Source organism: Halorhodospira halophila SL1 (assembly GCF_000015585.1).
Taxonomy (GTDB): domain Bacteria; phylum Pseudomonadota; class Gammaproteobacteria; order Nitrococcales; family Halorhodospiraceae; genus Halorhodospira; species Halorhodospira halophila.
This window is the reverse complement of the sequence record NC_008789.1, coordinates 574,457-598,953: the sequence shown is the minus strand read 5'-3', so window position 1 is coordinate 598,953 and position 24,497 is coordinate 574,457. Positions and strand designations below refer to the sequence as shown.

Genomic DNA, 24,497 nt, shown 5'->3' with positions numbered 1-24,497 from the left:
GTGGACCCTTCCCTTCAGTGACAAAGCGAGTACAATGCCCGGTTTACTCAAGTACGTATCAGAAGCCCCCACTTGGGGGCCGATGACTCAACGTAACGGGAATCGCAAGGGCGCATATGGTTACCATTCGACTGGCAAGGGCGGGCGCGAAGAAGCGGCCCTTCTACCACATCGTAGTTACCGAGGCGAAGAAGCCGCGGGACGGCGCCTTTATCGAGCGCCTGGGCTACTTCAATCCGGTGGCCTCGGGGCAAGAGGCGCCGCTGAAGCTGGACGTCGAGCGCTCCAAGGCGTGGATCGCCAAGGGGGCGCAGCCGACGGAGCGCGCCGCGCAGCTGATCCGCCAGGCCGAGCGCGCCGAGCAAGCGGCTCAGTAAGTCGGTTCGCGATCCATGCCGGATCGTGAGCCCAGGCGGGTCATCGTCGGCCGGGTTGTCGGCCTGTTCGGTGTCAACGGCTGGGTCAAGGTCTACTCTTACACCCAGCCCAAGGCCGGGCTGTTCGAGTACCCCGATTGGCACCTGGCTACCGCCGATGGCTGGCAGGCTGCGCGGCTCGAAGCGGGACAGGAGCAGGGCAAGAGACTGATCGCCCGTATCGCCGGCGTAGAGGATCGCGACCAGGCGAGGCAGTGGGTCGGCAGCGACATCGCGGTGGCGCGGGAGCTGTTGCCGGAGCCGTAACCCGGCGAGTACTACTGGGTCGACCTGGAAAGTCTCACGGTCCGGACCGTCGACGGCGTCGAACTCGGCGTGGTCAGCCATCTGTTCGAGACCGGCGCCAACGATGTGATGGTCGTGCGCGGCGAGCGAGAGCGGCTGATCCCGTTCACCCTCGACCACGTCGTTCAGCGGGTCGATCAGCAGGAAGGCGTCATCGAGGTTGACTGGGACCCCGAATTCTAGACGCATCGACGTCATCACCGTCTTCCCGGAGATGGTCGAGCAGGTGGCGCGCTTCGGGGTGGTCGGGCGCGCGGCCGAGCGGGGCCTGATCGAGCTGAGCGCCTGGAATCCGCGGGATTATGCCGAGGACCGCCACGCCACCGTGGACGATCGGCCCTACGGCGGCGGGCCGGGCATGGTGATGAAGGTGGCGCCGCTGCACCGGGCCATCCAGGCAGCGCGGGCGGCCGATCCCCGCCCGGCCCGGGTGATCCACCTCAGCCCCCAGGGGGCGCGGCTGGATCAGGATAGGGTGGCGCGGCTGGCGGCCTGCGAACGCGTGATCTACCTCTGCGGCCGCTACGAGGGCATCGACGAGCGGCTGCTCGAGGCCGAGGTGGACGAGGAGTTGTCCATCGGCGACTACGTCCTCAGCGGTGGCGAGCTGGCGGCCATGGTGGCCATCGACGCCGCCACGCGACTGGTGCCGGGGGCGCTCGGCCACGAAGATTCGGCGGCCGAGGACTCCTTCGCCACCGGGTTGCTGGACCACCCGCACTATACGCGCCCGGAGGTCTACGAGAGGCGCGGCGTGCCGGAGGTGCTGCGCTCCGGTGACCACGGGGCGGTCGACACCTGGCGGCTCAAGCAGGCCCTGGGGCGGACTTGGTTGCGTCGCCCGGATCTGCTCGCCGGGCGGGAGCTGGACGAGCGGCAGCGCCGCTTGCTGGATGAATTCATCGCCGAGCACCGCGCTGAGGCGCGGGCCGGCAACGATCACGACGAAACGTAGAACCGAGGGGAATCGTCATGAACGTCATCGACGAACTGGAGCGCGAGCAGATCGAGACGTGCAAGCACACGGTGCCGGAGTTCGCCCCGGGCGACACCGTGCTGGTGCAGGTGTGGGTGCGTGAGGGCGGTCGCGAGCGCGTCCAGCCCTTCGAGGGCGTGGTCATCGCCAAGCGCAAGCGAGGCCTGAACTCCTCGTTCACCCTGCGCAAGACGTCCCACGGCGAGGGTGTGGAGCGCGTCTTTCAGACCTACAGCCCGCAGATCGAGAGCATCAAGGTCAAGCGTCGCGGCGACGTGCGCCAGGCCAAGCTCTACCACCTGCGCGAGCTCAGCGGCAAGGCGGCGCGCATCAAAGAGAAGATCAACTAAGGGCGTCGATCGCCCGGCTCATCCGGCTGGCGGCGGGTTCGTGGGCGGTGTCGCGCACGGACTCGGCCGCCCGCTCCGGATTGTCCAGGATGCGCTCCCGGGTCTCCTCGGCCAGGGCGCGTGCCTCCTCCCGATCACGCGGTACCTCCCCGGTGGCCGATTCCGGCTGCGAGGCGGTGACCGCCACCCGATCGTCGACACGCATCGACGTGGGGTCCCGATCGCGGCTCCCGCCCACGCGCTGTTCGTCCTGGATCCGTTCCGCAGTCCCCCCAACGGTCCCGTCCCGCTCCGCCCGTAGGGCCTCTTCGCGACGTTGCTCGGCGCCCCGCTCGGCGTGGTGCGGGCGTGACGCCTCGTGGCTGGCTGTGGCGGGGTCGATTTCGGTCATGGCTGCCTCCCTCGTTCCATCCCATCAAGATAGCACGTGGGCGGCGGAGGGAAGGGTCGCTCAGGCCTGGGTGATGCGCCGGGAGCGATCGCTGGTGGTGTAGCCGCCGTGGGTCCCGTAGGTGAGCTCGTCGGTGCGCTGGTGGGCCCCGGTGGCGAGGTCGAGCAGGCGTCGGGTGTGGTCGAGGTTGCGGTGGATGAGGCGGCCGTTGGCCTCGTTGCGGGCCTGGATGGTTCGCAGCAGCTGCTCCAGCTCGCCCCAGGCGGTGCGGAGCGACTCGGGCGCCGTGCGGAGCATCGCCCGCACGCCGGCGGTTCCTGCCGGGTAACCGGCCTCGGTGAGGACGCGGCGCAGTTGCTGCTCGGCCTCTTCCAGTGCCTCCACCTGCGCGGCCTTGTGACGCAGTATCTCATCGAAGCCGTCGAGTTCCCGGTCGATCAGTCTCCGGGCCTCGAGCTCAAGAGTCTCGGCGAGCTCGCCAGCCCGCACCTGGCAGCGTTCGACACGCACAGCCAACCTCTGCGCCAGCTCCGTATCCAGGGGCTGGCGGGGTGGATGACCACTGCGGTCATGCTCCGCCGGGGTCATCACGACTCGACCAGGGCCTCAAGCTCAGCGAACTTCTTGGCGACCTTCTCGGCGTCGACCGGGTAGTCGCCGTTGGCGATCCGTTCCTTGATGGCCTCGACCCGGTCCCGGTCGACTTCCGGGGTCTGGTCGATGCGCTCGCGGACCGTCTGCAGTCGTTCCGAGGTCGCTGCCTCGTCGGCGCCGCCAGCGGCGCCCTTGCTCGGGGCGTTCGGCGCCTCATCAGCGCCGCCGCTCTTCTGCCCCTTGCCCGGTTGCGCAGTAGCGGGTCCGACGGGGCGTGGACCCCCTCCTTCAATCGGATTGGACATCGGGCTCTCCTCAAAACCTTTCCTGTGCGGGCTGCACCACCGATCCCTGGCGTGCATGGACCCGTGCTATCCGTTTCTATCGGCGGGCCAGGCAGGAACTTGAGTCCTCGCTGCCGACACTTTGGCCCAGGACGTCGCCAACAGCAACTCCTTGCGTATGCGGTCTAATCGCCGACCCGGACCTGCCCCTCGCCGACCACGCGTGCCTGGATCTCCCGTCCGGAGTCCAGGTTCTCCACCCGGATCCGCTCGCCCTCCTGCCCGTGCTCTAGCGCGCGACCTCGGCTGCTGATCTGAATGGCGCCGCCGTTGCCGGCCGTGATGGTCACCCGATCGTTGCGCTCGACCAGGCGCGGGGGCTGAACATGGTTGCCGGTGATCGCCGCCCCCTCGCGCAAACTACGCCGCACCGCCTGGCCGATGAGTGGCGCCGGGTCGCGGTAGAACTCGCCGCGGATCCGCCGTGCATCCCGCGTGGCGGTGCGCAGATCCCCCGCCGACACCCGCTGCCCCCGCCGCAGGTTGCGCGTGGCCACTACCATCTCGGTCTTCAGGGTGGTCTCCATGCGCACGTAGACCGTCCACGGTGCCTCGCCGCCGCAGCTCACGCCGACGGTGCTCGTCTGCTGGGGGCTGCGGCCGCGAGGGATAAACGCCTCCAGGTCGCCCTCGTCACAGGCGCGCAGATTCAGTCGCTGGTCCACCCCGCGCGCTTCGACCGCCACCTCGTCGTACTCCCCGATCAGTTCCTCCCGCAGGAACGACTCCGCCGCCTCGCGGATCGCATCCGGCGACTGGGTGTTGGCCTCCACTGTCGCCGCCGGCGTCCACAGCGACAGCGCCAACAATACGACGCCGAGGCGCCAGCCGGGCGACGGTGGCACGCCGCCCCGGGGACGGCGGGCGTGGGCGGTGCCGGCGGGTTGGTTCATCGTCTCGGGTGCAACCTCCATTCGATTCGCGGTCCCCGCACAAGAATGCAAAGGGCATGCCGCAGCGGTGCCGGCTTTCCCTCATCCGGCTGCCGGATTAACATGGCGCGAGTGGACGGGGGGTCCTCCCCCGAGGCGCACGCCGAGTAAGGAGCTGTCAGTGATGGCCGGAATCATGAGCTCCGTCGACCAGCGGACCCAGCTGGCCGGCCATAACCGCATGGAGTTGCTGCTCTTCCGCTTCGAGGGGCGGCAGCGCTACGGGATCAACGTGTTCAAGGTCCGCGAGGTCATTCCCGCGCCGGAGCTGAGCTACGTGCCCCACGCCCATCCGGCCTCCTGCGGCATCGCCTACATCCGCGGCCACACGCTCTCGGTTCTGGACCTTAGCTACGCCACTGGTAACGGTCCCGTCACCAAGGAAGAGGGCAACTACATCATCGTCACCGAGTACAACCGTCAGGTCCAGGGGTTCCTGGTCGGCGGTGTGGACCGGATCGTCAACATCAACTGGCAGGATGTCCTTCCGCCGCCGAGTGGCGGCAGCGCCGGCAGCTACCTGACCGCCGTGGCGCGCTACGATGGACAAATGATCCAGATCGTCGACGTCGAGAAGGTCCTGGCCGAGGTCCAGCGCGCCGGCGGCGCCGATCCCGAGGTCACCGAGGGCGGCGGTGTGGATCGTGCCGAGGGGTCTGAGGCTTACAAGGTCCTGGTGGTGGACGACTCGGCGGTGGCTCGGGGGCAGATCAAACGCACCCTCGAGGAGATCGGCGTGCGCGTAGTCACCAAGAACAACGGGCGCGAAGCGCTGGAGCAGCTGCGCGCCTGGAAGGACCAGGACCCCTCGGGGCTCCGCGATCTGCTGATGGTGGTCTCCGATATCGAGATGCCGGTGCTCGACGGCTATACCCTGACGCGCTCCATCCGGCAGGATCCGGGGCTTTCCGGGGTTCACGTCTTGCTCCACTCCTCGCTCAGCGGTGTGTTCAACACCGAGATGGTGCGCCGGGTGGGAGCCGACGAGTTCCTGGCCAAGTTCCACTCCCAGGAGCTGGCCGAGCGGGTCGGCGCCCGGCTGGCCGAGCGAGGTGGGTGAGCATGAAAGGAGGACGGTTTGGCCGCGCTTTCCATCGGTGAGGAGGAGTACCAGGCGTTTGCGCGGTTTCTGGAGCGCGCCTGCGGCATCGTGCTTGGCCCGAGCAAGCAGTACTTGGTCGCCAGCCGGCTCGGGCCGCTGCTTGAGGCCGAAGGCATCCCGGATCTGGCCACCCTGGTCCAGCGCCTGGAGCAGCGGCCCACGGCGGATCTCAAGGGCCGGGTGATCGAGGCGATGACCACCAACGAGACCCAGTGGTTCCGCGACAGCTTCCCCTTTGACGTGCTGCGCAAACACCTGCTCCCCGAGATGGAGCGCCGCCGCGTCTGGCCGGTGCGCATCTGGTCCGCCGCCTGCTCGTCGGGCCAGGAGGCTTATTCAATCAGCATGACCGTGGACGAGTACAACGATGGTGGTGGCCGCATGGAGGCGGAGATTGTCGGGACCGACATCTCCGCCGGCATGGTTGAGGAAGCCCGCCGTGGGCGGTATACCGCCAATGTGGCGCGCCGGGGGCTGGCGCCCGAGCGTCAAAAGCGGTTCTTCGATGCCGTGGGGGAGAACGCCTGGGAGGTCAAACCGGCCGTCCGTCGGCGGACCAGTTTCCGCGTCCATAACCTGCTGGAGAGCTACGCCGGCCTGGGGCGTTTCGATATCGTTTACTGCCGTAACGTGCTGATCTACTTTGGGTGGGAGTCGCGGCGGGATATCGTCCAGCGGATCGCCGGGGTGACGCGACCTGGCGGGTATCTGATTGTCGGTGCCTCAGAGTCCCTCGCCCGTCACTCCGATGAGTTCGAACTCGTCCGTCTCGACGGCGGGGTGATCTACCGGCGGCGCGGCTGACGGAGGCATCCTGCCGCCGGGCGGCAAAGGTGTGCCGCCTATTGCCGCCGTGTTCCGCCTTAGTCGTTGATCTGTAACCCCCGTGCGTCTGGCACGCGAACTGCATAGAAATCCCGTGGACGAACAACACGGGAGCCCGCCACCATGCGGATCGGCTTCGATCAGGCCTTCTCGGTACCCGAGCAGGCCATGCGACTGCGCGGCGAGCGCAACGAGCTGCTCGCCTCCAACATCGCCAATGCGGACACGCCCGGCTACAAGGCGCGGGACATGGACTTTCGCGAGGCCATGCGCCAGGCCAGCGAGCCCCAGCCCCAACCGCTTCAGGCGACGAGCCCGCAGCACGTTCAGCCGCCGCCTTCATCCTCCATGGCGGCGGGTGATCCGAAATCTTTATACCGGGAGCCCCACGCCGCCTCCCTCGACGGCAACACCGTCGAGATGCACGTCGAGCAGGCCAAGTTTGCCGAGAACGCGGTGAACTACCAGGCCGCCGTGGACTTTCTCAACGGCCGGATCCAGAAGCTCACCGGCGCGATCCGAGGGGAGTAATCCGATATGTCCTTGATGAACGCCATCGACGTCGCCGGGACCGGGATGAACGCCCAGCAGCTGCGGCTCAATACCGTGGCCAGCAACCTCGCCAACGCCGAGACCGTGGCTTCCAGCCCCGAGGAGGCGTACCGCGCCCGGCAGCCGGTGTTCGCTGCGGCCCTGCATCAGGCCCAGGGCGGCTATCCCCAGGGGGGCGGTCCGCAGCCGGCGCATACGCCGACCTGGGCCGAGTCCGGTGGCCCCGTGGACCGGATCAGCCCGGTGAGCTTCCAGCGTCAGTTCTTTGGCGGCGAGCCCGCCGGTGTGCCGTCGGCCGGCGACCCTTACGCCAGTCCGTCGCCCAGCGTGCCGGTGTTCATGCCGGGGGTGGTGGAGAGCGATGCCGAGATCGAGCCGCTCTACCAACCGCACCATCCCCAGGCGGATGACGACGGCTACGTCTACCGCTCCAACGTCAATACCGTCGAGGAGATGACCAACATGATCTCGGCCTCGCGGTCGTTCCAGAACAACGTCGAAGTCATGAATACCTCGCGGGATCTCATGCTCGAGACCCTGCGGCTCGGCCGCTGATACCGGGAGGAGCGACGATGCTCGATCCGAGTCAACTGATGGGCGGGGCCGCCGGTGGCGGCCAGAAGGCCCCCAAACCGCCGAGCGCCGGTGACAGCGGCGCGGCAGGCAAACAGGGGGGTGGCGGGCCCGCGGAAGGCGTCCAGGCGGCCCAGAAGGCGGCCGAGAAGCCCGTTGGCAGCGGTCTCTCGGGCGGGTTGTCGGGCGGCGACCGGGCCGAGTCTGCCGCCAAGTCCGGCTACGAGGCATTACCCGAGGATCTGCGCAGCATCCCCGAGGACAAGGACGAGGGGGATCCGCAGAGCATCGGGCACGAGGACTTCCTCGAGCTGATGATGGTCCAGCTCCAGAACCAGGACCCGACCGATCCCCAGGACACCGAGCAGATGATGGGGCAGATCGCCCAATTCACGACGGCCTCGGGGATCGAGCAGCTGCAGTCGGACTTCCGGGAATTCTTCGAGCACATGCGCTCGGATCAGTCCCTGCGTGCCTCGCAGCTGGTTGGTCGCGAGGTGGTGACTGAGAGCCGCCAGGCCTACCTGCCCGAGGACGGCGAGATGGAGGCGCTGCTGCAACTCGAGCGCTCGGCGCCGAACCTCACCGTGGAGATTGAGAACGCGGCCGGAGAGCGGGTCCATCGCGAGCAGCTCGGCGAGATGGAAGAGGGCGAGCACCCCTTCGCCTGGGATGGGACCAATAACGACGGTCAGCGCCTGCCGCAGGGGACGTACCAGGTCAACGCCTACGTCGAAGACGGTGATGAGCGCGAGCCGGTGCCTACCCTCGTCGGTGCGCCAGTGACCAGCGTCTCGGTGGGGATGGATGGCCGGCCGCCGGAGCTGAGCGTGGCCGGTCTGGGCGAGATGTCGCTGTCCGACGTCAAGCGCATCCGATAAGACGAACAAGAGCAGCGGGGATCGAGGAGATTAGCCATGTCATTCAACATCTCGCTTACCGGGATCAACTCCGCCTCCAAGGATCTGGAGACCACCAGTAACAACCTGGCCAACGCCGGTACGACGGGCTTCAAGGAGTCCCGGGCCGAGTTCAATGACCTCTTCGCCATGGGGCCGATGGGTATCCCGCAGCTGGCTGTCGGACAGGGCTCGCGGCTGGCCAATGTCGGCCAGATGTTCAGCCAGGGGTCCTTCGACTTCACGGAGCGCAGTCTCGACCTGGGCATCGAGGGGCGCGGCTTCTTCCGCATGGAGGACGATGGCGAGGTGAGCTACACCCGGGCCGGTCAGTTCGAGGTGGACCGTGACGGCTACATCGTCAACAACACCGGTAAGCGCCTGACCGGTTTCCAGACCGACGAGGACGGCAGTCGCATCGGCGATGGTCGCGACCAGCTCCAGCTACCCACCGACGGCATTCCGGCCCGGGCTAGCGAGAACGTCGAGATTGCGGCCAATCTCAGCGCGGACGCCGACGTGATCGACGAGGGGGTGGCCTTCGATCCGGACGACAACGAGACCTTCACTGAGTCCACAACGACCACGCTCTACGACTCCCAGGGATCGGCCCGGGATGCGACCTTCTACTTCCGCAAGGTCGGCAATAACGAGTGGGACGTCTACACCCAGGTCGACGGGGTGGACTACGAGCAGGCCGATACCGAGGGCGACTACTTCGGCCCGCACCGGCTCTCCTTTGATACCTCCGGGTCCCTGGTCGATGCCGAGGGCGATGACGAAGGGCGGATCGCCAGCCTCGAGGATGTCCCGCTGCTCGCCGAGGTGGACGACCTGGACCTCGACATCGACTTCGGTGAGATGACCCAGTTCGCCCGGCCGTTCAACGTCACCAACGTCTCCCAGGACGGCTACGCCGCCGGGGAGTTCGAGAACATCAACGTCGAGGGCGACGGCACCATCCTGGCCCGTTACAGCAACGGCGAGGCCCAGGCCGTGGGTCAGGTGGCGCTGACCAGCTTCCCGTCGGAGGAGAAGCTCCAGTCCGTCGGTGAGACCTCCTGGCAGGCCACCCGCGACGCCGGCGATCCGCTGATCGGTGTCCCCGGCCAGGGGCAGTTCGGTCGGGTGGAGAATGGCGCCCTGGAGCAGTCCAACGTGGAGGTCTCCGATCAGCTGGTGAACATGATCACCGCGCAGCGCAACTTCTCCGCCAATGCGCAGATGGTCAGCACCCAGGACCAGGTGACCCAGGAGATCCTCAACATCCGCTAAGGCGGGTCTTCCTCCCGCTGATGCGGGGTAGAACGGGGCAGGGCGTATGGATCGTCAACTGTATGTGGCCATGACCGGGGCGAAGCACTCCCTGGAGGCGCAGCATCACAACAACCAGAACCTGGCCAACGCCAGCACCCCCGGGTTCCGTGCCGATCTGGACAGCTTCTACCAGGCGCCGGTCTACGGGCCCGGCTTCGCGACGCGCGCCTACGCCGAGGAGCTGCGGGCCGGGACCGACTTCAACCCGGGGCCGATCGAGACCACCGGGCGCGATCTCGACGTGGCCATCCAGGATGAGGGCTGGTTCGTGGTCCAGGCCCCGGACGGGGACGAGGCGTACACGCGGCGCGGCGACTTCCAGACTACCCCCGAGGGGCTGCTGACCACCGGCGATGGCCACATGGTCATGGGGGAGGCGGGGCCGATCTCCATCCCGCCGGATACCAAGGTGGACATCGCCGACGACGGGGTGATCACGGCCACCCCCCAGGGTGGCGCCGGGGCGCCCATCGAGCTTGACCGGCTGCGCCTGGTCAATCCGGACCCGACGCAGCTGGTCAAGGGCGAGGATGGACTGATCCGCCACGCCGAGGGCGAGCCGGCCGCCGACGACGCCCAGGTGAGGGTCCGCGGCGGCGCGCTGGAGGGCAGCAACGTGAACATGGCCGAGTCGCTGGTGAACATGATCGACCATGCGCGGCAGTTCGAGACCCACATCAAGATGCTCACCGCGGCCGAGGAGAACGAGCAGACCAGCGCCCAGCTCCTCAACCACCCGGGCTGAGGCGGCACGCTCCGTCCGGCACCGCGATAACCGAACAACAATGAGGTGACGCCATGGATCCCGCGCTCTGGGTAGCCAAGACCGGACTCGACGCCCAGCAGAAGAGCATGCAGGTGACGTCGAACAACCTGGCCAACGTCAACACCAACGGCTTCAAGAAGGACCGGGCCAACTTCGAGGATCTGTTCTACCAGACCGTCCGGCAGCCCGGCTCCCGCGCCAGCCAGGACAACCTGCTGCCCTCGGGGCTGATGCTCGGCACCGGCTCGCGGGTCATGGGCACCGAGAAGATCCACTCCCAGGGCAATGTGCAGCAGACCGAGCGCAGCCTCGACGTGGCCATCGAGGGCAAGGGCTTCCTGCAGGTCCTTCGCCCCGACGGCCAGGTGGGCTACACCCGGGACGGCGCCCTGCAGCTCAACGAGAATGGCGAGATCGTCACCTCCGGTGGCTACCTGCTCGAGCCGGGCATCCAGGTCCCCGAAGAGGCCGAGACCATCAGCATCGGCAGCGACGGCACGGTCAGCGCCAAGATCCCCGGCGACGAGGAGCCCGAAGAGATCGGTCAGATCGAGCTGGCCGACTTCATCAACCCCTCCGGGCTGGAGCCGGTGGGCGAGAACATGTTCCTCGAGACCGCTGCGAGCGGTGCTCCCGAGGTCGGCGCCCCCGGGGAAGGGGCGCTGGGCAATGTCATGCAGGGGGCCCTGGAGACCTCCAACGTGAACATCGCCGAAGAGCTGGTGAACATGATCGAGAACCAGCGCGGCTTTGAGACCAACACCCGGGCCATCTCGACCACCGACGAGATGCTGCAGTTCCTCAACCAGAACGTCTAAGGGGACCGAGATGGGCGCACGGCCTCGGCTGATACGCGGTTGCGCCGCGGCCCTGGTGGCCGGGGTGGCAGCGGCGGCGTGTACGCCGTTGCCGCAAGAGGCGCCGGAGCCGTCGCCGATCACGGCGCCGCGGGTCGATGTCCCCGACGACCCGGACGAGCGCACCGGCTCGGTCTTCGACGAGGAGCGCAGCATGCGCCTCTTCGAGGACCGCAGCGCGCGACGCACTGGTGATCTGATCACGGTGGTCATCGAGGAAGAGATCGCCGGTGATCGCTCGATCAATTCGGAGATGGCGCGCCAGCAGGAGGCGGACATGCCCGCGCCGCAGATCGGCGGCGAGGACCTGGAGATCTTCGGCCGCCCCTTCGCCTTCGAACAGGAGGGTGAGGCGAGTTTCGAGGGCGGTGGCAGCGCGGACCAAGAGACCAATCTCACCGGGACCATCAATGCCGTGGTGGTGGACACCACCCCCAATGGCCATTTGGTCATACGCGGCGAGAAGAACGTGCGGGTGAGCCAGGGTCAGGAGACGTTGCGGATCTCCGGGATCGTGCGGACTGACGATGTGGGGGCGAACAACGAGGTCTCGTCCAATCGGGTGGCGAACATGCAGGTCGGCTACACCGGCGAGGAGGCGCTCAGTGACTCGGCGCAGCCAGGGTGGCTGACGCGTTTCCTGATGAGGCGCTACTGACTGATCGTCGCGGCCGCCTCAAAGCGGCGCGCACGGGAGGACGCGAGGCTATGGGCATGCGCAGAATCGATACACGCTGGCTTCAGGGGGCCGTGGGGGTGGTCCTGGTGCTGCTCGCGGCGAGTGTCTCCGCCGCCGAGCGCATCAAGGATATCGCCTCGGTGGGCGGTGTGCGCAGCAACCAGTTGGTCGGCTACGGCCTGGTGGTGGGGCTGGATGGCACCGGTGACGACACCCCCTTCACCGAGCAGAGTGTGCGCTCGATGCTCGCCAGCCAGGGGGTCAACATCCCCCACGACGTGGACCCCGATGCCGATAACACCGCGGCGGTGATGATCACGGCGGAGCTGCCGGCGTTTACCCGCCCCGGGCAGCAAATCGACGTCAGCGTCTCGTCCCTGGGCGACGCCGACAGCCTGCAAGGCGGCGAGCTGCTGATGACGCCGCTGCGCGCCGCCGACGGCGAGGTCTACGCCGTCGCCCAGGGGCGTGTGGTGATCGGCGGCTTCGGGGCCGAGGATACCGAGATCCCCGTGGACAACCAGCTCGGCGGCTCGATCCCCAACGGCGCCATGGTCGAGCGCCGCATCGATACCGGCTTCCAGGATCGGGACGAGGTGGTGCTCAACCTCCACGAGCCCGATTTCACCACCGCCCGCCGGACCGCCGAGGTGATCAACCACAACCTGGGGCCGCGCACCGCGCGGGCCGAGGATGCCGGGTCGGTTCGCGTGCGCGCCCCGCAGGACTCGGATCAGCGGGTGAGCTTCATCTCCTTTCTGGAAGAGCTGCGTGTCGAGCCGGGCGAGGCGCCGGCGGAGGTGATCGTCAACGCCCGTACCGGGACCATCGTCATGGGCTCCAACGTCCGGGTACGCCCGGCGGCGGTCAGTCACGGCAACATGACCGTGGCCATCGGCGCCGGCGGCCCCGAGCAGATCGCCGAAGACCCCTTCGGCCTGGACGAGCCCCTGATGGTCCCCGACGAGGAGATGGACGAGGGGCTGGAGGGCGAGAACCCGGCCTTCGTCTTCCAGGCCGGCGCCGATCTCGACGAGATCGTCGACGCGATCAACGCCGTGGGGGCGGCCCCCGGCGACCTGGTGGCTATCCTCGAGGCCCTCAAGCGTGCCGGCGCCCTGCGCGCCGAGCTGACCATCATCTAGGAGGGGCACCATGCACAACGCCGGCGGCGCCCTTGGTAACGCCCTTGAACCCCAGGGGCTGCAGCAGCTTCGCTCGATGACGCGCAACCCCAGCGAGGAGGACCTCGCCGAGGTGGCGCGGCAGTTCGAGGCGGTCTTCGTCGAGATGATGCTCGGCCAGATGCGCCAGGCGACCCCGGGCGACGAGATCTTCGGCGGCAACGCCGAGGAGACCTACCGCGATCTGTTCGATCGGCAGATGGCGGTGCAGATGTCCCGCGAGGGCGGGGGCATGGGCCTGGCCCCGATGATCGAGGAGCAGCTGCGCGAGAACGCCGGCTTCGAGACCGACCGCACCCAGGGGCTGCCCCGGGATGTCGCCGACTACCGCCACTCGGCGGTGCCCGTCCAGCCCGACGACGAAGAGCGGGCAGCGGCCGCCGAAGAGGGGGACGAGACGGGCCGTGGTGGCGGTCTCGGCGGCAAGGGGGCCGGCTGGTCGAGCCCGCAGGCCTTCGTCGAGGAGATCACCCCGGCGGCCAAGGAGACCGCCGAGCGCCTGGGGGTGCCGGCGGTGGCCCTGGTGGCCCAGGCAGCCCTGGAGACCGGCTGGGGGCAGCACATGGTGGCCGACAGCGACGGGCGCAGCTCCAACAACCTGTTTAACATCAAGGCCCACTCGGCGGATTGGCAGGGCGATGCCGTACGGGTGCCCACCCTCGAGTACCGCAACGGCATCCCCCAGCGCGAGATGGCCGACTTCCGCGCCTACGAGTCGGTGGCGGACAGCTTCGCCGACTACGCCGACTTCCTCGAGCGCAACCCGCGCTATCGCGAGGCGCTGGAGGTTGGCGAGGACGCCGGGCAGTATGTCGAGGCCCTGCAGCGGGCCGGGTACGCCACCGATCCGCAGTACGCCGAGAAGCTGCAGCGGATCATGGAGCTCGGCGACGACAGTCACGGGGTGCGGATTGGAGGCGAGACCCTCAAGATTTCCGATTCCGTGCCGAAAGGCTAGATAGGGCAGGGTGGGCCCGCGGGCCCCAACGAGGCGGAATCTATGGTCGATATCCTGCAGACGGGCATCTCCGGGCTGCGCGCATCGCAGCGCGGCCTGGCGACCACGTCGCACAACATCTCCAACGTCAACACCGATGGCTACAGCCGCCAGCGGGTGGAGCAGGATACGAGCATCCCGCACTACCACTCCCGAGGGGCCATCGGCACCGGCACGCAGGTGCAGACCATCCAGCGTCTGAGCGAGGACCACCGCGTCGACGCCCTGCGCAACAACCACGCCGAGTACGAGCGGCTGGACCGGCTGGCCGAGATGACCGGGCGCATCGACAATCTGGTCGCCGACCAGGACGCCGGCCTCAGCCCGTCCCTGCGTCAATTCTTCGACGCCGTCGAAGAGGTGGCCAACGACCCGTCGAACACCGTCTCGCGGCAGCAGCTGCTCACCCAGGGCCAGGCCCTGGCGGACCGTTTCCACACCCTGGACAACCGCTTGCTGACCCTGGAGGAGGACGTCAACAAGCGGGTGCGGGCCGAGGCCGACAAGATCAACGGCCTGGCCGAGTCCATCGCCGAACTCAACGGCGAGATCCGCAGCCGCTGGACCAACCCGCAGCGTCCGCCCAACGACCTGCTCGACCAGCGCGACGAAAAGATCCGCCAACTCTCCGAACACGTGACTGTCCGGGTCACCGAGCAGGACGATCGCTCGCTGAACGTCGGTATCGGCAACGGCCAGCCGCTGGTCACCGGCGACCGGGCCAATACCCTGGAAGTCACCCGTAACGCCTTCGACCCGGAGCGCCCGGAGCTGGCTGTCCGCCGCGGCGACCGCGAGGTACAGATCACCAGCGCCGTGCAGGGCGGCTCCCTGGGCGGGCTGCTGGAGTTCCGCAACGGCGTGCTGGACGAGACCCGCGATGAGATCGGCCGGGTGGCCACCTCGCTGGCCGGGGCCATGAACGAGCAGCACCGCAGCGGCATCCAGTTCGACAGCGGCTACCCCGAGGCCGGCGACGACTTCTTCGACTACGCCCGCGAGGCCGGCGTCTCGGCCCACCGGGGCAACGCCGGTGACGGCCAGCCCCAGGTGGTCATCGACGAGGAGCGCATCGGCGATCTGCGCCGCGAGAACTATCAGGCGCGGGTGGTCGACGGGCAGCTGCAGGTCCTCACCGAGGACACCAATGAGGTGCGCACCCTGGGCACGGGCGAGGATGCGGACATCCAGCCCGATGCCGACGGCGGCTACCGCTTCGACGGGCTCATCCTCTATCCGCCGGACCCCGAAGCCGGCGATCTCCAGGAGGGGGATCGCTTCCTGATCGAGCCCACACGCAACGCGGCCCAGGGCATCGAGGGGCGGCTCTCCCGCCCGACCCAGGTGGCCGCCGCCGCCCCGGTGGTCACCGGCGAGGCGCCCCGCGAGGACGGCCAGACTGAGAACACCGGTCGGGCGCGCATCGGACCGCCGGATGTCGGCCGGGCCGACGGCGTGATGGCCGCCCTGGAGGAGGGGGGTGCCCTGCAGCAGGGGGTCGAGATGACCTACTCGGACGACGGCACCTTCAACGTGACCATCGGCGGCGACACCGTCGGGACGTTCGAGTACGATCCCGAGGATCCCGAGCGCGGCCAGGTGGTGAATCTGTCCGAGGACGTGGAGCCGGTCAGCGGCGCCGCGGCCGAGGCGCTGGCCGAGCTGGACATCTCGGTGCGCATCTCTGGTGTGCCGGATGACGGCGACCGCTTCGGGCTCTACGGCAACTACGAGGGCGTGGGCGACAACACCAACGCCCTGCGCATGGCCGAGCTCATGGAAGACACCGTCATGGACAACGGCAACAGCACCTTCCAGGAGGCCTACAGCGCCATGGTCGGCGAGCTCGGCGGCTTCAGCCAGCGCGTGCAGACCAACCGCGATGCCCAGGAGGCCCTGCTCAACCAGGCCAAGGAGCAGTGGGAGGAGCTCTCCGGCGTCAACCTGGATGAGGAGGCGGCCAACATGATGGAGTATCAGCAGGCCTATCAGGCCGCCGCTCAGATCATCACCAGTGCCGATGAGGTCTTCCAGGAGATGCTCAACGCGGTGCGTCGTTAGGGGGTGAGCCGTGCGCGTATCCACGAGTCACATGCAGAACACGGCCGTTCAGAACATGACCGGCCAGCAGAGCGAGATCAACGACACCCAGACCCAGCTCTCCAGTGGGCGCCGGGTGCTGCGGCCGTCGGATGATCCCACCTCGGCGGCGCGCACCCTCGACCTCAAGCGGGCCACCGAGTCGTTGGAGCGGTTCAACCGCAACGGCGACCTGGCGCGCACCCGGCTGTCCATGTCCGAGTCCGCCCTGGAGCAGGCCGGCAACGAGCTGCAGCGGATCCGTGAGCTCACCGTGCAGGCGGCCAACGGGACCCAGGATGCCAGCACCCGGAGCTACATCGCCTCGGAGATCGAGGAGCGCTACAAGCAGCTGGTGGAGCTGGGCAACAGCCGCGACGGCAACGGCGAGTACCTCTTCTCCGGATCACGCACCCGCACCCAGCCGTTCAACATGGGGACCGACGGCCACGTGACCTACCACGGCGACCAGAACAGCCGCGAGGTGCGCATCGGCCCCGGCCGGCAGATCGGGGTCGACCACTCCGGCTTCGACGCCTTCATGAAGGTCCCCGATGGCAACGGCCAGTACCAGGCCTTCCAGGGCGAGGGCAACCGCGGAACCGGCGTGGTCAGCGTCGTCGACGGCAAGGTGCGCAGCCCCACCGCCGAGCAGTACCGCATCCGCTTCGCCGAGGACGAGGACGGTAACACTCGCTACGCCGTGCAGCGCACCGACAATCCTGAGGACGAGAACGCCTGGGAGTGGGTGGGCACTGAGGACGGTGGCCCACCGGCGGTGGAGGATGCCCCGCTCTACGAGCCGGGGGCGACCATCGAGGTCGACGACGGGGTGCGGGTGAAGATCGAGGGCCATCCGGAGCCCGGGGAGGACGGTGACGGCGATTTCTTCACCATCACCGGCAGTCGGTCGCAGTCGATCTTCGCCACCGTCAACGAGCTGATCGGGGCCCTCAAGGAGGGCGAGGGCCCCGACTTCCGCAACGCCGCTGACCGTGCCCTGGGCGACCTCGACCTGGCCATGGAGAACACCTACCGGGTCCGCTCCGAGATCGGCGCCCGCCTGTCTACCCTGGACAGCGAGAAAGCCAGCAACGAGGCGGCGATCATCGATCTCAAGCAGGCCACCTCCGACGAGCGCGACCTCGACTACGCCGAGGCCACCGGCCGCTTCAACCAAGAGCTCACCGGCCTCGAGGCGGCCCAGTCCACCTTCGGCCGCGTGCAGAACCTCTCTTTGTTCGACTACATCTGATCTCTGCTACCTTCTGGGCTGGGTTTCCGCTCGGCGTGATCCGGGCAGGCCTCAAGGTTTCGGCCTGCCGGCCGACCCCTATCGTAAGAGACACTCAATTGTGGACAGAGAGGCCAACGCCATGCGGCGACCGGGTATCGGTGTAAGGAGAGGGGCCATCACGCTGGCCGCGGTTGCAGGGATCGTTGCGCCGTCCCTGGCCAGCGCGCAGTTCGGCCAGCAGAACACCACCGGATTCTTCGACCGCACCCTGCCGTTCGAGGGGCCCTACTTCGGCATCCATGCTGCAGCGACCCTGCCCTCGGTGGCCATGGAAGTAGGCGCCTCCGGGTTTGACGTCGACGACGTCTCTTTTGACGAGGGTGACGCCACCCTGAGCTTCAGCACCGATGCGGTGGGTGCCCGGGGCGAGCTGTTTGTCGGCGCCGGCCTGCAATCCCAGTCGCTCTATTACGGTGCCGAGATCAACTACGCCCTGGGCCATGCCATGGCCGACGACGCACTCGAGGCTGCGGAAGGCCTGACGGCGCAGGTGAGCGACGGGTACGGCCTTTCGGTCCGGCTTGGCGGGGTCCTCGAGGAGGGCACCAGCATGCTCTACGGCAGGCTCAGCTATCAGGTGCGGAACCTGGAAGTCCAGGCCGAGAGTGGCGGCGATCAGGCGTCGGATGACACCACGTTCGTTGGCATCGGTGTCGGGGTGGGGCTCGAGTACCGCTCCACCCAGCTGCCGGTGATGATGCGTGTCGAGGGCAACCTCTACCAGTACGGGGATGAGGACCTCTTCTCTGGTGCCCATGAAGTCGAGTTTACCGAAGCTGCCATGAACCTCGGCGTCGGCTACGCCTGGTAAACCAGCACACCGACCCAACCCGCTCCCGGGCGTCTCCCACGGCGTCCGGGTACACCGCCCTCAACGACCCCACCGCCTCCGTTCCCGCCATTGATTTGCGCTGGCTCAATCCTGGGCGCCCTGGTTATCGAGAATAGCGATGGGGAAAGCCCGCCTGAGGCCCTCTTGTGTATTGGAAACGCGAATCGTTCTCACTAGAATGCGCAAAAGCACATCACAGTGACAGCGCCACGCATAGGGGGGGGCATGAACCAGACCGTGAAACCTTGGGGGGTTGCTGCTGCTGCAGTCATGGCCGGAGGGACCCTGGGCGCCGCCCAGGCCGATGCCGACGACGGGTCCTCACGACTGCTCGATCGGATCATGATCACCGGCGGCCCGGACCGGGTGCAGGATACCGCCGGATCGGCCCAGGTGCTCAGCCGCGAAGACATCGATCGGCAGGGATACAGCGACCCCCACCGCATCCTGCGCCAGATCCCTGGCGTCAATGTTGCCGAGGAGGAGGGCTACGGCCAGTTCCCGCATATCAGCATGCGCGGCGTGAACCCGGAGCGAAACGGCCGCATCACGGTTATGGAGGACGGGGTGCTGACGGCTTCGCCGGCGCCCTACGCCGCCCCGGCGGCCTACTACTTCCCGCCCATGGGGCGCATGGACAACGTGGAGGTGCGCAAGGGCTCGAGTGCGATCAAGCACGGCCCCTACACCGTGGGCGGCGCCCTGAACATGACCTCCACCCCGATCCCGCAGGAGACCTCCGGCAAGGTCGAAGGGCGTCTGGGGTCGGACAATGGGCGGCGAACCCACGCCCACATCGGCGGGCGTGAGGGGCAGTTCGGGTGGTTGCTGGAGAGTTACACGGAGCAGAGCGACGGCTTCAAGGAGCTCGATCACCCGCTCTCCGGGGATCAATCCAACAAGCCGAACAACCCGGTGCCGAACACGGGCTTCGATCGCAACAACTTCGTCGCTAAGGGCCTATGGGCCAGCGATCCTACTGCCGAGGTCTATCAGGAACTCGAGTTCAAGTACGCCCGCGACCGGCGCACTATCTACGACACCTACCTCGGCCTGCTTCCCGGGGACTTCGACGACAACCCGCACCGGCGCTACGCCGGCTCACAGCTCGACGAGATCAACACCGAGAACGACCTCTATCAGGTCCGCCACTACATCCAGCCCACGGTGGACACCGACGTCACCACCACCGTCTACCGCACCGACACCGTGCGCAACTGGTACAAGCTGCATGAGGTGGATGGTGACGGTACCGGTGATTTTACGGGCATCTCCGACATCCTCCGCGACCCGGGTGATCATGAGGACGAGCTGGCGTGGATCCTCGGCGGTTTCGATACTGCCTATGACGGGGATCTGAGCATTGATGACGATGCCCGCGGCAATGTCCGCGCCAACAACCGCGAATACTACGCCCAGGGCATCCAGGTGCAGGTGGGTCATCTCTTCGAGGCCTTCGGCTGGGACCACGACATGGAGGTGGGCTTCCGCTACCACGAGGACGAAGAGGACCGGGAGCAGTGGCAGGACTCGTTCGAGATGACCGACGATGGCTACATGGTGCTCGACGAGCAGGAGAACCCGGGTGAGACCACCAACCGGGTTACCTCCGCCGAGGCTTACGCCTTCCACGTGCAGAACACCATGGAGCGCGGTTCGTGGACCCTGGTCCCCGGCGTGCGTTACGAGCACATCGACATGGAGCGCAAGCAGTGGGCTGACCTGGGGCGCGCCAATCTCGATGCGGACGGCTCCTACTCCAACACCTATCGGGTCTGGGTCCCCGGTATCGGCGCCACCTACGCCATCGATGATCAGTGGAGCGTGCTTGGCGGAGTGCACCGCGGTTTCGCCCCGTCCGGCGCCAACCCGGATGCCGACGAGGAGCGCAGCGTTAACTACGAGGCTGGTTTCCGTTTCAACGACCAGTACACGCAGGCCGAGGTGATCGGCTTCTTCAACGACTACTCCAACATCAACTACGAGTGCACCAATGTGGGCGGTGCCTGCGAGACTGAAGACGATCTCGTCTCTGCCGGTGAGGTCCACATCTGGGGCCTCGAGGCGCTGTGGCTTCACGACCTCGGGGAAAGTCAGGGCCTCGACGTTCAGCTACCGGTTCGTATCGGGTACACCTGGACCGACAGCGAGTTCCGGCAGGATATCGACGACGGCCCCAACCAGCTGGCCAACGCCCGCGAAGGCGACCGTCTGCCGGAGATCCCCGAGCACCAACTTAACCTGAGTGCCGGTGTCGGCCAGGCCGACTGGCGCGTCAACCTGAATGCCAATTACGTCTCGGAGACGCGTGCCCTGGCCGATCGCGATTACAGTGATCTGAAGATGGACGCCCGCTGGCTGTTCGACCTCTCCGCCCACTATCAGTTGAAAGATAACGTGCGGTTGCTCGGCAGTATCGAGAACCTCACCGACGAAACCTATGTCGCGCACCACCGTCCGGCGGGGGCGCGTCCCGGCGCGCCGCGGACCTACTGGGCCGGCATGCGCGTCGACTTCTGATCTCACGTCACGGGTCACCCGCTACTCAGGGGTGCTCATGCTTGCCGCCTCGGCGGCTCCCTCCAGCCGATTGATCGGCGCTTGATTGCCGGGAAGGGTTGCCTTCCCGGCATTTTTTTGCCCGCCCAACGCGCCCCGTTGTTGCCGCCTGTCGAACTCCCGGGATCCGTCCGGCTCCCTCGGTGACCGTGGCCATGCCTCCGCCGGCAACCGGCCGCCGTTCGCAACCCTACAGCCGCCAACGGGTTGCACGCCGATGGCCGAGTGTTGCCGCTGTCTTGCCGCTGCGGTTGCCGCTTGGGAAAATTTTTGCCGCCCAGGGGTAAAGCCTTGCCGCCTAGCGCCGATACGCTCAGTGAAGGCGAAAGAATGGGTACCGACAGGCGGCAACAACCGGCCGCCCGGGCCTTCCGAACAGCGGAGTATAAGGAGCAAAGGCAATGGCACAGGTCATCAACACCAACATTGCGTCCCTGACCGGTCAGCGGCACCTGAGCAGCAGCCAGGCCGAGCAGCAGCAGGCCCTGGAGCGGCTCTCCTCGGGGCAGCGGATCAACTCCGCGGCCGACGACGCCGCCGGCCTGGCGATCAGCGAGCGCTTCACCTCGCAGATCGGTGGCATGAACCAGGCGGAGCGCAACGCCAACGACGGCATCTCCTACGCCCAGACCGCCGAGGGGGCCATGGAGGAGATGGGCAACCTCCTGCAACGGGTCCGTGAGCTGGCGGTGCAGTCGGCCAACGACACCAACACGGCCGAAGACCGTCAGGCCCTGGAGGCCGAGGTGCAGCAGGCGGTGCAGGAGATCGACCGGATCGCCTCCAGCACCCAGTTCAACAACCAGAACATCCTGGACGGCTCGCTGGATGAGCTGGTCTTCCAGGTGGGCGCCAACCGTGCGCAGAGCATCAACACCGGCGGTGTCGATGTGCGCGGCCACAACCTGGGTGCCGAGATCGGTGAGGGGCAGGCCGTGCAGCGGGCCCTGGACGAGAACGGTGACTACGGCGATCTCGACCTGGACGGCTCGATCAACATCAACGGGCTGGATGTTGATGTCAGCGGCTCGCGGAGCGTCTCCGACGCCATGGACGCCATCAACGCCCAGTCCCGTGCCACGGGCGTGACGGCCTTCCGGGCTGACCGCGCTACCACCGAGGCGTTCGACTTCAACAACGACGGCGGCTCCAGCCTGGAGATCAACGGCACCACCGTCAGTGTGGGCGAGGACGCCGGGGTGGGTGAGTTCGTCGACGAGGTGAACGCGGCCTCGGGCAACACGGGTGTGCGGGCCGAGATGGTCGGCGATGACCAGGTGCGCTTCGTCTCCGAGTCCGACTTCCGCATCGAGCCGGGTGACAACAGCCCGATCGGTGATCTGGGTCTCGAGGCTGAAGAATCGGGGATGCGCTTCGAGCGGGGTGTCCAGCTCTCCACCGATCTGGGGCAGCGCCTGGATGTCAATGGGGATGCGGACACACTGGCGGCTCTGGGCATGAGCGACGAGCAGATGGACATGAGCCGTCACCGGGTCAGCGGGCCGGATGCGCTGAGCGTGGCCACCCGCACCGATGCCGATGACGCCATCCGCACGGTGGACTTCGCCCTGGGGCAGATCAACGACGCCCGGGCCGACCTGGGTGCGGTGCAGAACCGCTTCGAGGCCACCACCAGCAACCTGCAGAACGTCTCCGAGAACATGGAAGCCTCCCGTTCCCGGATTCTGGATGCGGACTTCGCCGCCGAGACCGCCGCCATGACCCGCGCCCAGGTGCTCCAGCAGGCCGGCACCTCGGTCCTGGCCCAGGCCAACGAGGCACCGCAGAACGTCCTGACCCTGCTGCAGTAAGACCCGAGGCGGAGCCCGGCTTGACCCCCCGGGCTCCGCTTTCGGCTCGCTGACCCCGAGCCGTCTCCCCAGCTCAAAGCAGGCCAGGATTACTCCTGAACCGATCGAAAGAAACTCGGAGGTGACATCCGGAGCATGACCTGAACTCACGCGGACTGACCCGGCGGTTGCCGTTTCCAGCAAACGGGACCGTTAAAGCTTTGTCAGGGAGCGCCGATACGTTTGGGCAAGAGCGCGAGACGCGAGCCCAAGCGAACAGGGTCGCTCGCGCTGGGGTCAGCGAAACGGCGTCGATACGGCGTCAGACGTGAGGAGACGGGTCATGGCACAGGTGATCAACACCAACGTTGCATCGCTGAACGCGCAACGGCACTTGAATTCTTCCCGGGGCGACCAGGAGGTGGCCCTGGAGCGGCTCTCCTCGGGGCTGCGTATCAACAGCGCCCGGGACGATGCCGCCGGTCTGGCGATCAGTGAGCGCTTCACCGGCCAGATCAACGGCATGGATCAGGCCGCCCGCAACGCGAATGACGGCATCTCGTTTGCCCAGACGGCGGAAGGCGCCATGGAAGAGATGAGCAATCTGCTCCAGCGGGTCCGCGAGCTGGCGGTGCAGTCGGCCAACGACACCAACTCGCCGTCGGACCGTGCCGCTCTGGACCGCGAGGTGCAGGCTGCCGTGCAGGAGATCGGCCGGATCGCCGAGAGCACCCAGTTCAACCAGCAGAACGTGCTCAACGGCACCCTGCGCGAGCTGGTCTTCCAGGTGGGGCCGAACCGCGGGCAGACGATCAATGCCGGGGGCGTTGACGTGCGTGCCGAGAACCTCGGGGCCAATGTGGCCGAGGGTCGTGCCGTGCACCAGACCGCCGGCGGCGAGGGAGTGCAGCTCCCGAGCGGCCTGCAGGTCAACGGCCAGGAAATCGATCTCGGCGACGCCCGCGAGCTTAACGACGTGGCGAGCGAGATCAACGAGCGTCAGGCCGAGACCGGGGTCTCCGCCATGCGCGCCGACCGTGCCGAGACCCAGGCGGTGGAGTTCGACGGTCTCGCGGAAGGGGAGCGTGCCCAGCTGCGGATCAACGACCACGCCATTGAGCTCGATGGCGACATGGAGGACATGAGCGACTTTGCCGCTCGGGTCAACGACCAGGCCTCGGAGACCGGGGTGCGTCTGGAGAACGGCGAGAACGGCTGGTCCTTCGTCTCCAACAGCGACTTCGAGCTGGAGTACATCTCGGACGATGCCGAGGGAGCGCTCTCCGTCGGTGGCACCACGGTCGGACAGGGCCTGGATCGCACCGACGAGGAGAGCACCGGGCTGATTGTCGAGCGGGGCATCACCCTGTCCACGGAGATCGGTGGTGAGCTCCGGGTCGATCCGCTGGAGGGGGACGACGACGCCGACCTCGGGGCGATCGGGCTCAAGAACTGGCAGCCCGGCGGCGACTATGAGGATCTTCAGGCTGAGGCGTACACGGTGGGTGGCGTGGATCCGGTGGATGTGCGCACCCGGGAGACTGCGTCGGATACCATCGTGGCGGTGGACTTCGCCCTGCAGCAGATCAACAACACCCGGGCTGATCTGGGTGCGATCCAGAGCCGGTTCGATGCCACGATCAACAATCTGAACATCTCCTCGGAGAACCTGAGCGCATCCCGCTCGCGGATCCTGGATGCCGACTTCGCCGAGGAGACGGCCGAGATGACCAGGACGCAGATCCTGCAGCAGGCGGGCACCTCGGTGCTGGGTCAAGCCAACGAGATCCCGCAGCAAGTGGCACAGCTGTTGCAGCAGTAACGACGGCCGGGACATCCGGGACGCCTTCCGGAACCCGGCCCCAGGGCCTGGTAGCAGG

At 67.3% G+C, this 24,497-nt stretch carries 24 protein-coding genes and 1 pseudogene; 21 read left to right on the top strand and 4 right to left on the bottom strand.

The window, feature by feature from the left end:
- Window positions 1-116 precede the first annotated feature (116 nt).
- From rpsP to rplS, 4 genes and pseudogenes are all read left to right on the top strand, one after another.
- Window positions 117-377 (top strand): 30S ribosomal protein S16, encoded by a 261-nt coding sequence (gene rpsP / locus HHAL_RS02695; protein WP_011813339.1) that lies wholly within the window; start codon window positions 117-119, stop codon window positions 375-377.
- Window positions 378-392: 15 nt separating this feature from the next.
- Window positions 393-905, top strand: a pseudogene (gene rimM / locus HHAL_RS02690) (ribosome maturation factor RimM).
- Window positions 883-1,677 carry a tRNA (guanosine(37)-N1)-methyltransferase TrmD gene (gene trmD / locus HHAL_RS02685; RefSeq protein WP_011813338.1) on the top strand — a complete coding sequence of 265 codons (795 nt, stop codon included), beginning with the start codon at window positions 883-885 and terminating at the stop codon, window positions 1,675-1,677. The pseudogene rimM and the gene trmD overlap by 23 nt, the downstream one beginning before the upstream one ends.
- 17 nt (window positions 1,678-1,694) lie before the next feature.
- On the top strand, window positions 1,695-2,048 hold the full coding sequence (rplS, locus tag HHAL_RS02680; protein ID WP_011813337.1) for a 50S ribosomal protein L19: 354 nt from the start codon (window positions 1,695-1,697) through the stop codon (window positions 2,046-2,048).
- On the opposite strand, the gene HHAL_RS02675 is transcribed toward rplS, so the two are convergent.
- The 4 genes from HHAL_RS02675 to flgA all read right to left on the bottom strand — a co-directional run bounded on the left by HHAL_RS02675 (window position 2,041) and on the right by flgA (window position 4,270).
- Window positions 2,041-2,439 (bottom strand): hypothetical protein, encoded by a 399-nt coding sequence (locus HHAL_RS02675; RefSeq protein WP_011813336.1) that lies wholly within the window; start codon window positions 2,437-2,439, stop codon window positions 2,041-2,043. The genes rplS and HHAL_RS02675 overlap by 8 nt on opposite strands.
- 60 nt (window positions 2,440-2,499) lie before the next feature.
- Window positions 2,500-3,027 carry a flagella synthesis protein FlgN gene (locus tag HHAL_RS02670; protein WP_011813335.1) on the bottom strand — a complete coding sequence of 176 codons (528 nt, stop codon included), beginning with the start codon at window positions 3,025-3,027 and terminating at the stop codon, window positions 2,500-2,502.
- Window positions 3,027-3,338, bottom strand: a complete 312-nt coding sequence (flgM, locus tag HHAL_RS02665; protein ID WP_011813334.1) for a flagellar biosynthesis anti-sigma factor FlgM — start codon at window positions 3,336-3,338, stop codon at window positions 3,027-3,029. The genes HHAL_RS02670 and flgM overlap by 1 nt, the downstream gene beginning before the upstream one ends.
- Window positions 3,339-3,502: 164 nt before the next feature.
- Complete coding sequence (gene flgA / locus HHAL_RS02660; RefSeq protein ID WP_049751403.1) at window positions 3,503-4,270, bottom strand: flagellar basal body P-ring formation chaperone FlgA; 768 nt, start codon at window positions 4,268-4,270, stop codon at window positions 3,503-3,505.
- A gap of 163 nt (window positions 4,271-4,433) precedes the next feature.
- Here flgA and HHAL_RS02655 point away from each other — a divergent pair, with 163 nt between their 5' ends.
- From HHAL_RS02655 to HHAL_RS02575, 17 genes are all read left to right on the top strand, one after another.
- Window positions 4,434-5,369, top strand: coding sequence for a chemotaxis protein CheV (locus HHAL_RS02655; protein ID WP_011813332.1), 936 nt, complete (start codon window positions 4,434-4,436; stop codon window positions 5,367-5,369).
- Between the two features lie 18 nt (window positions 5,370-5,387).
- Window positions 5,388-6,215 carry a CheR family methyltransferase gene (locus HHAL_RS02650; RefSeq protein ID WP_011813331.1) on the top strand — a complete coding sequence of 276 codons (828 nt, stop codon included), beginning with the start codon at window positions 5,388-5,390 and terminating at the stop codon, window positions 6,213-6,215.
- Window positions 6,216-6,359: 144 nt separating this feature from the next.
- Complete coding sequence (flgB, locus tag HHAL_RS02645; protein ID WP_011813330.1) at window positions 6,360-6,767, top strand: flagellar basal body rod protein FlgB; 408 nt, start codon at window positions 6,360-6,362, stop codon at window positions 6,765-6,767.
- 6 nt (window positions 6,768-6,773) lie between these two features.
- A complete protein-coding gene (flgC, locus tag HHAL_RS02640) occupies window positions 6,774-7,343 on the top strand; it encodes a flagellar basal body rod protein FlgC (RefSeq protein ID WP_011813329.1) in 570 nt (189 codons plus the stop codon).
- A gap of 17 nt (window positions 7,344-7,360) precedes the next feature.
- Window positions 7,361-8,242 (top strand): flagellar hook assembly protein FlgD, encoded by an 882-nt coding sequence (locus HHAL_RS02635; RefSeq protein ID WP_011813328.1) that lies wholly within the window; start codon window positions 7,361-7,363, stop codon window positions 8,240-8,242.
- Between the two features lie 36 nt (window positions 8,243-8,278).
- Complete coding sequence (gene flgE / locus HHAL_RS02630; protein ID WP_011813327.1) at window positions 8,279-9,535, top strand: flagellar hook protein FlgE; 1,257 nt, start codon at window positions 8,279-8,281, stop codon at window positions 9,533-9,535.
- Window positions 9,536-9,581: 46 nt separating this feature from the next.
- The gene (gene flgF / locus HHAL_RS02625; RefSeq protein WP_011813326.1) at window positions 9,582-10,322 is read left to right on the top strand and encodes a flagellar basal-body rod protein FlgF; all 741 of its coding nucleotides are present in this window, start codon (window positions 9,582-9,584) and stop codon (window positions 10,320-10,322) included.
- A gap of 53 nt (window positions 10,323-10,375) precedes the next feature.
- A complete protein-coding gene (flgG, locus tag HHAL_RS02620; protein WP_011813325.1) occupies window positions 10,376-11,161 on the top strand; it encodes a flagellar basal-body rod protein FlgG in 786 nt (261 codons plus the stop codon).
- Between the two features lie 10 nt (window positions 11,162-11,171).
- Window positions 11,172-11,858 carry a flagellar basal body L-ring protein FlgH gene (locus tag HHAL_RS02615; protein WP_011813324.1) on the top strand — a complete coding sequence of 229 codons (687 nt, stop codon included), beginning with the start codon at window positions 11,172-11,174 and terminating at the stop codon, window positions 11,856-11,858.
- A gap of 56 nt (window positions 11,859-11,914) precedes the next feature.
- Window positions 11,915-13,024, top strand: a complete 1,110-nt coding sequence (locus HHAL_RS02610) for a flagellar basal body P-ring protein FlgI (RefSeq protein ID WP_041595324.1) — start codon at window positions 11,915-11,917, stop codon at window positions 13,022-13,024.
- A gap of 10 nt (window positions 13,025-13,034) precedes the next feature.
- Window positions 13,035-14,021: a flagellar assembly peptidoglycan hydrolase FlgJ gene (gene flgJ, locus HHAL_RS02605; protein ID WP_011813322.1), complete on the top strand. Its 987-nt coding sequence runs from the start codon at window positions 13,035-13,037 to the stop codon at window positions 14,019-14,021.
- A 42-nt stretch (window positions 14,022-14,063) separates the two neighbouring features.
- Complete coding sequence (gene flgK, locus HHAL_RS02600) at window positions 14,064-16,121, top strand: flagellar hook-associated protein FlgK (RefSeq protein ID WP_011813321.1); 2,058 nt, start codon at window positions 14,064-14,066, stop codon at window positions 16,119-16,121.
- Between the two features lie 10 nt (window positions 16,122-16,131).
- On the top strand, window positions 16,132-17,394 hold the full coding sequence (flgL, locus tag HHAL_RS02595) for a flagellar hook-associated protein FlgL (protein ID WP_011813320.1): 1,263 nt from the start codon (window positions 16,132-16,134) through the stop codon (window positions 17,392-17,394).
- A 121-nt stretch (window positions 17,395-17,515) separates the two neighbouring features.
- The gene (locus HHAL_RS02590; protein ID WP_011813319.1) at window positions 17,516-18,247 is read left to right on the top strand and encodes an outer membrane protein; all 732 of its coding nucleotides are present in this window, start codon (window positions 17,516-17,518) and stop codon (window positions 18,245-18,247) included.
- A gap of 246 nt (window positions 18,248-18,493) precedes the next feature.
- Window positions 18,494-20,788, top strand: coding sequence for a TonB-dependent receptor family protein (locus HHAL_RS02585; protein ID WP_011813318.1), 2,295 nt, complete (start codon window positions 18,494-18,496; stop codon window positions 20,786-20,788).
- A 440-nt stretch (window positions 20,789-21,228) separates the two neighbouring features.
- Complete coding sequence (locus HHAL_RS02580; RefSeq protein WP_011813317.1) at window positions 21,229-22,638, top strand: flagellin N-terminal helical domain-containing protein; 1,410 nt, start codon at window positions 21,229-21,231, stop codon at window positions 22,636-22,638.
- 322 nt (window positions 22,639-22,960) lie between these two features.
- A complete protein-coding gene (locus HHAL_RS02575; RefSeq protein ID WP_011813316.1) occupies window positions 22,961-24,439 on the top strand; it encodes a flagellin N-terminal helical domain-containing protein in 1,479 nt (492 codons plus the stop codon).
- Window positions 24,440-24,497 lie beyond the last annotated feature (58 nt).